Here is a 12,765-nt window from a genome sequence, read left to right as displayed (position 1 = left end):
TTGAAATGTATCATTATGATACTGTTTTAGACCTAGATAATTAAGGAGAATTAATATGTTTGGTTCATTCAACACATTCGGTCATATGGCGACAAAGCCTTCTTTTGGTCATTCGCACAATTCAAGACCTACTCATGGAAATGCATGTAGTCCTGGTGCTTTTATGTCTCACATGAATGCACAAGGGTTCAACACAGCGGGACCGGCAGGAGTAGGTGGAGCAATTCTAGGTGGTATATCTGGAGGACCAGCGGGCGCATTTACAGGTGGAGTTGCAGGTTACACATCGGGATTCATGGGAGGTTTTGTTTGGGGCTTTGCACAAAAAGCTCATGAATGTTGGTTCTAATTTATAGAGAATAGCTACAAAGATATCTCTGAAATTAGTAGTTTTGTAAATATATTTGAAAGAATATACCAAAATAAATATTGCTGGATGAAATAATTTTCAGAGATATCTAATAGTATCAGATAATATAACTAGGATTTTACTATAATGAATATTCGTTATGAAATCGTAAGAATGTTTTGTATGCTTGTTGTATTTGTATCTCTCTATACTAGTATTATCAAAGTATTCTGTGATCGGAGTTGGAAGTTATCTATCATAACATCATTATCGGGAGGAGTTGTGCTATTTATTTTTGATAGTTTGTGTAGATACTTCGGTTTATATTAATATTTATCGGATGAGTTTCGAGTACACTGAACAAATTTTTTCAAAAGTATTTATTAATCTCATTACTATAACTAGGATTTTGTTATAATGGATATTCATTATGAAATTGTAAGAATGTTTTGCATGTTAATTATAATTACTCCTATAATTGCCATTCCTTTTAAAATATTCAGTGGTGTGAGTTGGAAATTGTCTATTATAATGGCATTATCGTCAGTTATTATTTCCTTTATTTCTGATATTTTGCGTAGATATTTCGGTTTATATTAATCTTTATTGAATGAGTTGCGAGCACGCTGAATAAAGTAGCAACGATACTATTAATGAGTGGTTATGATTTATAATGACAGATTTTACTCATAAAATTATTGAATCGCTTATAGTAACATTTTTTTTTGGTTTAATATATCTTTTTTATTATAAGTTTATTTATTATAGTTGGAAAGGTTCTCTAAAAAAATCATTATTAATAAGCTCAATATTCTTTCTTGTTAGTCTTTTATTTAACTATATTGGTTTATATCAACTTATAAGAAATATTTTATAATAGACATTTTTAAATGTCTTTATGCGTTTACAAAAAGCTCTATATCGCAATAGGTTTTGCCACATTTGAGTATCCTAAAAACATAGAATACTCTCTTTAATATCATCACATCAGATTTTAAAAATTGACTATTCTAATCTTTGTCATTTAGTCTAACCTCACAATGAAAAGCTTTTGGGAAAACTCTGCCACAAATATAAAAATACAATGGCTGATTTTTCTAAAAAATAAATAAAAAGAGGGAAGCATGACTGAAAAAATCTATCCAGTATCAGAAGAGATCAAAAAAAATACTTTACTTGATGAGGAAACTTATCAGCAGTGGTATCGAGAAAGCATCGATGATCCAGAAAGCTTCTGGGCCAAACATGGTCAACGCATTGAATGGTTTAAATCTTTTACAAAAGTAAAAAACACTTCTTTTAACGGAGATGTGTTGATTCAATGGTACGAAGATGGGATAACAAATGTTGCCTATAATTGCATTGATCGCCACCTGAAAACCCATGGAGACAAAATCGCGCTCATTTGGGAAGGGGATAATCCTTATCATGATAAAAAAATAACCTATAACGAGCTTTATGAACATGTTTGTCGTTTTGCCAATCTTTTGAAAAGTCGTGGCATTAAGAAAGGCGATAAAGTAACCATTTATCTTCCCATGATACCTGAAGCAGCCTATGCTATGCTCGCGTGTGCCCGCATTGGTGCTGTTCATTCGGTTATCTTTGCTGGCTTTTCTGCAGAGGCAATAGCAGGACGCCTTGTTGACTGCGAATCAACCTTCATCATTACCGCTGATCACGGCTTGCGTGGCGGCAAACGGATCAACTTAAAAGACAATGTTGATCATGCTATTGAGATAGCAGCACGCCAAAACGTGCATGTAGACCAAGTCATGGTTATACGGCGGACTTGTGGACCCATTCAATGGATAGAGGGGCGTGATTTCTGGTACCACGAAGAGATAACTCATGCCAAAACAGATTGCCCACCAGAACCAATGAACGCTGAAGATCCGCTTTTTATTCTTTATACTTCAGGCTCCACCGGCAAACCCAAAGGCGTTTTGCATACCACAGCGGGCTATCTTGTTTATGCCGCGATGACACATCAATACGTTTTTGATTATCACCCCGATGAAATTTACTGGTGTACAGCTGATATCGGTTGGATTACCGGTCATTCTTACTTGATTTATGGACCTTTATGCAATGGTGCGACTACTTTAATGTTTGAAGGCACACCAACCTTTCCTGACAAAGGAAGATTTTGGGAAATTGTCGACAAGCATCAAGTCAATACACTCTATACCGCACCAACAGCTATCCGCGCCTTAATGGGAGCAGGAAATTCGTTTGTTGAACACTCAAAAAGGACATCGTTGCGTCTTTTAGGCACGGTAGGAGAACCGATTAACCCAGAAGCATGGGAATGGTTTTATCATACAGTTGGAAATGACCGTTGTCCGATTCTCGATACATGGTGGCAAACAGAAACAGGAGGGCATATGATCACGCCCCTGCCTGGTGCAACCCCCCTCAAAGCAGGATCAGCCACACGTCCTTTTTTTGGTGTTCAACCCCAAATTGTTGATGCCCAAGGCAATATTTTAGAAGGTGAAGCAGAAGGCAATCTTTGTATCAGTGATTCATGGCCAGGACAAATGCGCACGCTTTATAAAGATCATGAGCGCTTTATTCAAACTTATTTTTCCTCTTATAAAGGAAGATATTTTACAGGCGATGGTTGTAGGCGCGATAGTGACGGCTATTACTGGATCACAGGACGAGTTGATGACATTCTCAATGTCTCGGGGCACAGGTTAGGAACTGCTGAAATTGAATCAGCCCTTGTTTCTCATCCCGCTGTATCAGAAGCAGCCATTGTGGGTTACCCGCATCCCATTAAAGGACAAGGAATTTATAGTTTTATCACCTTAATGGAAGGGACAGCTCCGAGTGAAGAGTTACAAAAAAAGCTTATTAAACATGTAAGACAAGAAATAGGCTCCATTGCCATATTGGATAAAATTCAATTTGCCCCGCAGCTTCCCAAAACGCGATCAGGAAAAATTATGAGACGTATTTTACGAAAAATCGCTGAAAACGATTTTGATACTCTCGGAGATATTTCAACCCTTGCCGAACCACAAGTTGTTGAAGATCTGATTGCTAACCGACAAAATTAAAGAACCCACGAAGAAATATAACATACGGTGGTTTTTGTTTTTCTGCTAAAATTATCCTAGCATTGTTACGAAAACCACCGAGGAGAATAAAAAACAAAACAATTCATGAAAAGCTCAATCATTCTAACAACAAACGCCTTTCTTCATAACAAATAAGAAACAATTGAAGAAAAAACTTCAAGATTGGAATATGTCAAGATTGGAATATGAATACGGATAAGAATAAAAAAGTGAGATAAAAAGAGCAACATAGCTTTTTAAAATTGCCCAGTACCCCCTCAATGCAAAAAAGCCTCTGAGAAAGAAGGAAAAATAGTTCTGATGTTTATGCTAGAATCACTTTGAAATTCCTGCTAAAATCATAAATAAAGCTAAAAAGAGAAAGTATAAGTGATAATATTTTTGAGCAAAAATATTTATCTATAACGAGGGTGTATAAAAAATATTGAAAACCATGAAATCTAAAATAACCAAGCTTACAACAAAAATTTAAAGTAATGAAAGTAAGAGTTCTTAGAATAAATGATGCAATATAAAATCAGGAGTAATAATAAAAAGTGATTCATTTTGAAAATGTCGGTCTACGCTATGGAATGGGACCTGAGGTCCTTCGTGATATTAGCTTTCATATTCCTCCTGGATCATTTCAATTTCTCACTGGCGCCTCTGGGGCAGGGAAAACATCGTTGATGCGTCTTATGTTTTTGGCACTCAAACCCACCCGCGGTCATATTGATTTATTTGGAACAGACACAGCATTACTCAAACGCCAAGAGCTCCCTGCACTGCGACAACGTATCGGTGTTGTTTTTCAAGATTTTCGTTTACTCGACCACATGACCACTTATGAAAATGTCTCCTTACCTTTACGCATTAAAGGACAAGAAGAGGCAACCTATCGCAGTGAAGTGGAAGATCTTCTCTGTTGGGTAGGTCTTGGAGATCATATCCATGTTTTACCACCAGTTCTTTCCGGCGGAGAAAAACAAAGGGTAGCCATTGCACGCGCGCTCATTGATCAACCTGAAATCCTACTTGCCGATGAACCTACCGGAAATGTCGATCCGCCCTTGGCAAAACGCCTACTCCGTTTGTTTATTGAATTAAATCGTTTTGGAACAGCTGTTATCATTGCTACCCATGATATTGCCTTAATGGAACAAGTTGCAGCACGACGTATGCTTCTCCATAACGGACGGATGACGATTCATGAATAAGTCTTTCCCCATTTTTACAAGCAATAAAAAAAATACAACAGCGATTATTCCCAGTGGTAATATTTCTGGAAAAGCATTGGTTGCCGTAATTGCTATTATGACATTTCTTTCAAGCCTCACCTTAATCGGTGTTGATTTAGTCCAACGTGCCGCCCAAAATTGGAGTAATCAGATTAGCTATGAAGCAACAATACAAATACGCCCCATGGACAATGTTGATATCAACAAAGCACTCCGTGATGCCGTCCAATTAGTTAAAACATTTTCTGGTGTACAAGATGCAAAAATTGTTGACCAAAAAGCTACCGAAAAGTTACTGGAACCATGGCTTGGAACAGGCTTCAACGTCAATGAACTGCCCCTTCCCCGCCTTATCATTGTGACCCTGAATGGGGATGAAAAAATCAATTTTGCAACCATTAATCACGCCATTAAAACCCAAATTCCAGGAGGTCAATTTGATGATCATCGTGTTTGGGTGCATCGTTTTGCGACCATGGCACACACCACTGTTTTTATCGGTTTTTCAATTTTAGCATTGGTTCTAGGCTCTCTTATTCTTACCATCATTTTTACCACCCGCAATGCATTGGCAGAAAATGCACATATTATCAATGTCTTATATTTCCTTGGTACTGAAACTCTTTTCATTGCCCGCCAATTTGACTGGCATTTTTTTAAAACTGCACTGCGTGGTGCTTTATATGGTGGCCTCACAAGCATATTCCTGTTTTTAGCCTTTTGTCTCTGGACGAATTATAACTTGGGAAGAGTGGAAGCTAGCCAAGTAACAGCTTTGTTTGGACATATTTCAATAAGTTCCATCCCCTATGGAAAAATCATTTTTCTTATTATTTTCGTTTCTTTTCTTACCACCCTTACAAACCGCATGACTATTTTAGCGCAACTGAAAAAAATCGATCAATGTGAAAACGGTTTATTTTAATTTTATGACTTACCACTCCTACCATTCCAACTCGTTGAGGCAAAACAATTTAGAACGTCCTCTTCCAAAACGACCCCATTATCGTTGGTCTGTGTGCTTTTTATTTCGCTATTTTCCACCGACAACACTTTCTCTTGCAATCATTGTTTTCATTTTCTGTGGCGGTTTTATTGTTTTTTCTGAAAAAACTGAACGACTTTCTCCCCCAAAGCCTCTCCCCAAAGCTGATGCCATCATTGTGCTGACAGGCGGAGAAAACCGAATAGAGACAGGAATCCATCTCTTACAAAAGGGACTTGGTTCACGACTCCTCATCAGTGGCGTAAACACCACAACCAATCTGAAAGGTTTCATGCATAACAGGCATATTACCCCACGGCTTGTCTCCTGTTGTATTGACATTGGTCATCAAGCGATTAACACCAGAGGGAACGCCGAAGAAAGTGCTGCTTGGATCAAAAAACACCACTATAAAACCCTTTATATCGTCACCCATGATTACCATATGTGGCGCTCGATGCGAGAACTTAAATATTTAATGCCTGATATTCATTTCATTGCTTATCCTGTTAAAAAGAGCGATGCTGAAAGCGCAATACAACAGATCAATCAAATCCGCATTCTCATATTCCAATATATTAAAACGCTCCAAGTCTATATCAGAACCGCATTCTAATTTTTATCCTTCTGACTTTTTTAAAAACCTTACCATCTTCTGACCGCTTCATACCGTTCTTTCCATACCCTTCCACACGAGGTTGCCTCTATAAAAGCCCGACAGAGCTACCCTCATATAACACAGAATACCCCAAATACACGTATCACTGTATTGCACGTTCACCCCAAGACATCTCTTACATCCCAAACATATCTCACAGCACGGATCTGTACATACCATCCCAATATATAAGCTCTTGTAAATAGAGCCCAAAGACAACTATAAGATCTCCCGAATTGTTATAGAGATCTATTGATACCACCCTCTTTACGCTTCATAAAAAATGCAAACCGCCCCATCCTATATTTTGCCGCCCCCAATATTACGATAGCTCTTAAGCCACTTGGGATGATTGATAAGAGGCATGCTTTACACCTTTCTTAAACACGAACATACCAACCTCGTATGGCATACAAAGAAGTAATTGTAATAGATTTAAAATAAGAAAATTTATGATACTTAGATTTCTCATTCAACAGAGAGAATATTAAACTATCATTATAAATCAATATATTAGCAACTATTTCTTCATTCTACAAAGCATCTTCATAAGAGCATTTTAGATCACAGATAGGAATAATCTCAAAACACACACCGCCACGAACATTCCCCACTTTTTATAGCAATATCTTTTTGCATAAATCATTTCCCTCTAAAAATACTTTTTGTTTAGCGGCCTCACCAAAAAAACGAAAATTTTTAAACTCTATCGATCTGTAAATAATAACAATCCAGCTTCTTGTCTAACGCGTTCTCCCTGCTCACTTCAGATCACCCCCGCTCAAAGGATAGATTTCATGAGAGTTGTGATTTCCTCCCAACATCTCAAAGGACGATGACTCCCATCAGCAACGGTTTGTAAACAATCCTACTTCTCTGGGCAGGTTCCTCTCAGCTTCCCCATTTATATAGTTTACTCACATAAGGCTCAACGAACAAGCCTGCTCAAGAATATTCATCACTGTCACTAAAGCTCATACATCATCATTTTATCCGTCTACTACCTAAGATGTTTTATCACATGCAACACATTGATTTATAAGGAAAGTTTATACGCTACAACTTGAATGAGATCTCTCAATATCATCAGATTCTCTCATTTTAAATCTATTCTCTGTTGAATCAATCAAAACCATTTGCTTGCACATCACAAAGGACTAGCACATCCAAGAGAAGAGAGCTTGCGTGGCGTAAAACTATACAAGAAAGGCATGCCTCTTATGGACTTGTCTCAAGTGCCAAGAGCTATCGCAATACCCACGAGCTGGCAAAGCGTATGATAGTGCCAGTTTGTTACAACACAGCGCTGTTTTACCGCACAATGGATAACTTAACCTTTTCAGTTTCTCTCACTTCCAATTTTGGAAGACTGCGCACAATTTTCATTGTTTCCAAGCTTACCGTAATAACCCGCTGAAACAATTCCAGAGGATAGGCTGGATTACCCACCGTTTCAACAGCATAGCGATTAGCATCATTCACAAGACCGCTCGCTTTGTCCGTTTTGACAATCTGCCGTTCCATAACCCATTCAAGAGCAGGCCTTCCATTGACAACATACTCATAAGCTTCAAGAGGAATATTCTGCATCGTGATATGCGCATTATAAATCACTGTACTTTTATCAATAGCACCACGCTTACCAGCAAATTTCATCGCTTCAACACGATAGAAACTCTTCTCATCAGAAATCATCCAAGTGCGTGGATCACCTTGTTTATAAGTAACGGGATAGGGCTCAACCTCTTCATAATTCATATGCAAATCACCAAGCTTTCGCCCCGCTGTCACAAAAGCCCAAAAATCCTCTACCTTTTTAACTGTTGGGATACGTGGCAATTGTTTAGACAAATTATGCGCATAACGAGCACGGTAATCCTCAGAATGCAAAATCCCATAAACATAATAAAACAAATCATCCTTTGTTATCATTTCACCAGGATATGCTGCCTTAAAATAGACCAACCCTTCATCCGTGAGTGCATCACGCCGCTCTAAACCAGTTTCTTTGCTTTCCTCTGCAAAATTTGCAAACAAATGAACCTGATCCCCCTCCTTATTTTTCAAAGATACAACATTTTCATAAACATACCGTGGAAAACATTGACCTTTCTCCATTGCATCCAAGTTGGGTAAACTCTTAGTCATAAGAACAGAAAAACCACTGCTTGCTCCAACTCCTGTAATTTGTATTACCCTATTTTCAACCGCTTTTTCTAATGGAAAAATACGCGACATTTGGTAAATCATTTCATTAAAAGCACGATTATAATAGAGCCACTGTCGTATAAAAGGACGATAAAGGCTCTGAATAAGACATGTCTCTTTAAGTTCAAAAACCTTTTCTCTAGCTAACTTTTGTTTAAGTGCACGACTCCAACTTATCTTTTTGGCATCCGTATTAACAAAATCGTCTACAGCACCTATACGCGTTTTACGATCAGAATGTGCATAAGTATTATTAAAACGCTCTACTTCACCGTTATAAAAAGCAATCATATTGCTCATATTTTTTGCTAAAGATTCACGGCTTGAATTATAGACCCATGCATCACGATTAGTTTTTAAACCACAAGAAAACGTTTCAAAGAGTTTTTTATCACTGCCCTTCTTATCACCTAAAGCTAGAAATTTTTCAAAATCACTATTACGCTGATCCAGCCAATCTCCATGCTCATCTGGTGCAATCATCTGCCAGCCTTGTTCACGCTTGATACCGCCAACACTGCCCAACCGCTGAAGCTTACAGAGTTTCTCTTTTGTCGTGAAATTATCACCAATATCGTAATAATGAATTTTGCAATGCTCGGTGACCTTTGGATTTTTAATAAACAGTGTCACAGCAATTCCTGTCATGCTTCCACTTCCGAAAACATTTTGCCCTTCTTGAGCACGCCCTTTGCTCATCATATTTTTGCGAATATCACCACGCAAATTGAGAACATAAATGCTCGAAAATTCTTCATTCAATTCTTTTCGTAAACCACTCGTAGAATATCCATTGATAAAACCTGCATTTGTCACAAAACCAATAACACCACAGTCTTTTATGCGATCACTTGCCCAGCGAATGGCACGAATATAACTGTCATAAAGTCCATTAACATTGCTCGCCCTCGATTGAGCAGCATAAGTTTCACGGATACGACGGTCCAATTTAGGATAACCAATATTTTTCGCATTGTCGTTTTCGCTTTTTTGCCCAGAAGAATAAGGAGGGTTGCCAACAATAACACGAATATCCAGTTCCTTCTGGCGTGATCGACGTGTGCTGTTATCCACCAGCAAATCACTGATCAGGTCTTTTTCTTGCTCATAAAGCTGGAATGTATCGGTCAGACAAATTCCCTCAAACGGAACATAATCGCCCCCCATCAGACCATGATATGTCGTCTCAATATTAATGGCTGCAATATAATAGGCTAAAAGCACAATTTCATTGGCATGAATTTCACGACAAAATTTATGCTTCATCTCCTCTGGTGTAATCAAACCCGATTGTAAAAGCCGCGTGATAAAAGTCCCCGTTCCTGTAAAAGGATCCATGATGTGAATACCCGATGAGCCAAGCGTTTGCCCAAATTCTTGCTCTAAAACATCATTGACAGAGTGCAAAATAAAATCCACAATTTCAACGGGGGTATAAACAATGCCGAGTTTTTCTACAGTGCGAGGAAAAGCATAACGAAAAAACTTATCATAAAGCTCTATAATCAACCTCTGCTTTGCTTTTGGATCCGTAATTCCACTGGCTCGTAATTTTACACTTGCATAAAATTTCTCGAGATCTTTGGATTCCTTATCAAGGTTTGCCTCATCAAGCACATCAAGCATATGCTGCATAGCACGCGAGACAGGATTCTCACGCGTGAACTGATACCCTTCAAACAACACCTGAAAAACAGGACGCGTGATAATATGTTGTGCTAACATCTCAATCGCATCAGCTTCTGTAATCGCATCATTTAAATCATCACGCAGTTCTGCCACAAACTTGTCAAAGGCTTGACGCGCCTCAGTATTTGGCTCTGCCAGAATACCTATTAAGCGCGTGATATGATTCTTGGCAATCTCAGCAATGTTGCTCGCCCAATCTTCCCAATAATCACGTGTCCCACATTTCTTGACGATCTTTGCCAAAATCGCACGAGAAAGTTCATCCACTGAAAAAGAAAGCTCCCCTTGTATTTTCTCTGTACGAATTAAATCATACTCCGGTGTACCAATTCTCGATTGTGCCGGTTGTGCGCGTAGTGGAAGATTGTCTACAACAGCCGTAACAGCCTGTAACTCAGTACTCTGTGTAACGCCAATAATCTCAATCACATTGCTGATATCTTGCCCTAAGGATGCCTTATTAATCGTTGCATCAAAACGATCATCATGCGCACGCAAAGCATTTAAAATTTGCCAAACAACGCGATATTTATCATTGTTGTTCAAAGCCTGTTCCACTGGAATCCCAGAGGGAATACCAATTGGCAAAATGACATACCCCATCTTTTTGCCCTCAGATCGACGCATCACCCGCCCAACGGATTGCACAACATCAATCTGACTCTTGCGTGGATTTAAAAACATGATCGCATCAAGAGCCGGAACATCCACTCCTTCAGACAAACACCGTGCATTGGTTAAAATACGACAAACATCCTCACCACTCTCAGCTTTCAGCCAGTCAAGTAATGCACCACGATCCTTCGCATTGAAAGTGCCATCAACATGCTCAATTTCACACTTCAGAAAGTGCTCATTTTCCGTATCCTCTTTCGTATAATCAAGATATTCTCTAACAACCGCAGAAAATTCATCACGCACCAGTTTAGAACTTTCAATAGTTTTACAAAATGCCAAAGCACGACGCATGGGGTGTGGATCCGCACCAACATCAGCCTTCAGATCTTGTTTTGCCAGCGCCTTATAGCAGCCAATAATCTTCGTTGCATCATCAAGAACAAGTGAAGACTGGTCATCACTAAGACGCTTCTGAACAGCGGAACTGACCAATTTTTCATCCATTGCTAAGACAATAACCTTATAATCCGTTAAAAGATCATTTTGTACTGCCCATGAAAAGCCCCGATAAAAAAGGGTTTTACCAAAAAGCTTTTCATCATCCATCGAAGCAAGAACGGCATTAACTTCATTCGCGCGACTTTTTGCGTTATCACCAAAAATACGTGGTGTCGCTGTCATATAAAGGCGCTTCTTGGCACGAATAACATCATTGGAATGCACCTTAACAAAATTGGATTCATCCTCTCCAACCAGCGTTGCCCCTGTTGTCCGGTGCGCTTCATCACAAATGATAAAATCAAATGTTGGCAAACCATACTTTTTCTGAGCATCCGCAACAACCTGAATGGATTGATAAGTTGCAAACACAACGGTCATCTTATCTGCAACACTCTTACCCGCCTGTTCTGCAAGTTTAGCAGCATCGGTTGTTGCCGGAAAAGCAAGGTCAAACACATCAATTTCAGCAACATCATCACTATTTTTACGACGCTTTCCCACTTGTGTATCGGAACACACAGCAAAGGATCTCAATCCGACTTCTGCATCCGTTGTCCATTCACGGACCGTCTGTGACATCAGCGCCAAAGAGGGTACAAGAAACAAAACAAACTTGCCTTCACCCGCCAAATCCTCAGCAATTTTAAGACTGGTAAATGTCTTACCGGTCCCACAAGCCATGATGAGCTTACCCCGATCTGCTTGAGCAAGCCCAGCACGCACATCACGCAATGCCTCCAATTGATGTGGACGGATTTTCTTTTTATCCTCCAAAACAACTTTGCCCTGGGCTGCAAAAGTTTCCCAACGGATCGGACTTTGTTGTATATCAGAAAGATTAATCCGTATAACGGGAATATCCTGCCCCCGTATCATTGTTTCAGCGTTGTCACTCCAAGCACTCTCAGTGCTATCTATAATAACACGCCTCTTGAACGGAGCTTTCCCTGATGCCGAAATAAAACTATCAATATCTGCTTTTCTAATCCGATATGCTGCATCATAAAATTTACATTGGATTGCTGCAAAACCCTCTTCATTACGAATCTTTGCCACAAGATCGATACCAGTATCATGACCATCCCAATCATTTTCACGAGCCCAATCTCTAAAGGTTTGAACCTTTTCATAACATCCAGACTGAAGAGGATCATGTGTCAGATAAGCAAGAGCAAAACGCTCAAAATATGTACCTTTGTCTCGTTCGGTACGCGCTTCGTCACGATATGTCTGTAAAAGCGATTGCAGCGTCATGCTTCCACCCAACTCAAAATACTTTCAATTATCGAGTCTAGCCAAATTGGTCAATGTCTATTATTTCCCCAAAAGACTTTAGATAACTCGATTTACTAAATGAACCGATATTTACAATAGAATATGTACTAAGCAAAACAAATGAATAAAGTTTTACTTATCAGCAAAAGAATAAGAATCCGTTCTTCCCCCATCCC

At 39.0% G+C, this 12,765-nt stretch carries 6 protein-coding genes; 5 read left to right on the top strand and 1 reads right to left on the bottom strand.

The genetic code is table 11. The features are described 5' to 3' along the window. Window positions 1-55 precede the first annotated feature (55 nt). The 5 genes from ACFINF_RS05600 to ACFINF_RS05580 all read left to right on the top strand — a co-directional run bounded on the left by ACFINF_RS05600 (window position 56) and on the right by ACFINF_RS05580 (window position 6,256). Window positions 56-349 (top strand): hypothetical protein, encoded by a 294-nt coding sequence (locus ACFINF_RS05600; RefSeq protein WP_375620022.1) that lies wholly within the window; start codon window positions 56-58, stop codon window positions 347-349. 1,124 nt (window positions 350-1,473) lie between these two features. After that, window positions 1,474-3,417: an acetate--CoA ligase gene (gene acs, locus ACFINF_RS05595; RefSeq protein ID WP_375620021.1), complete on the top strand. Its 1,944-nt coding sequence runs from the start codon at window positions 1,474-1,476 to the stop codon at window positions 3,415-3,417. 557 nt (window positions 3,418-3,974) lie between these two features. Continuing rightward, window positions 3,975-4,634, top strand: coding sequence for a cell division ATP-binding protein FtsE (gene ftsE / locus ACFINF_RS05590; protein WP_273723097.1), 660 nt, complete (start codon window positions 3,975-3,977; stop codon window positions 4,632-4,634). Continuing rightward, a complete protein-coding gene (locus ACFINF_RS05585) occupies window positions 4,627-5,580 on the top strand; it encodes a cell division protein FtsX (protein ID WP_375620020.1) in 954 nt (317 codons plus the stop codon). Before ftsE ends, ACFINF_RS05585 begins: the two co-directional genes overlap by 8 nt. A gap of 4 nt (window positions 5,581-5,584) precedes the next feature. Next, window positions 5,585-6,256, top strand: a complete 672-nt coding sequence (locus ACFINF_RS05580) for a YdcF family protein (protein WP_375620019.1) — start codon at window positions 5,585-5,587, stop codon at window positions 6,254-6,256. Between the two features lie 1,353 nt (window positions 6,257-7,609). Here the strand turns inward: ACFINF_RS05580 and ACFINF_RS05575 are convergent. After that, window positions 7,610-12,568, bottom strand: a complete 4,959-nt coding sequence (locus ACFINF_RS05575; protein WP_375620018.1) for a DEAD/DEAH box helicase — start codon at window positions 12,566-12,568, stop codon at window positions 7,610-7,612. Window positions 12,569-12,765 lie beyond the last annotated feature (197 nt).

It is taken from the genome of Bartonella sp. TS25HLJMH, assembly GCF_042193505.1.
Classification (GTDB): domain Bacteria; phylum Pseudomonadota; class Alphaproteobacteria; order Rhizobiales; family Rhizobiaceae; genus Bartonella; species Bartonella grahamii.
This window is presented reverse-complemented; position numbering and strand designations above follow the sequence as displayed.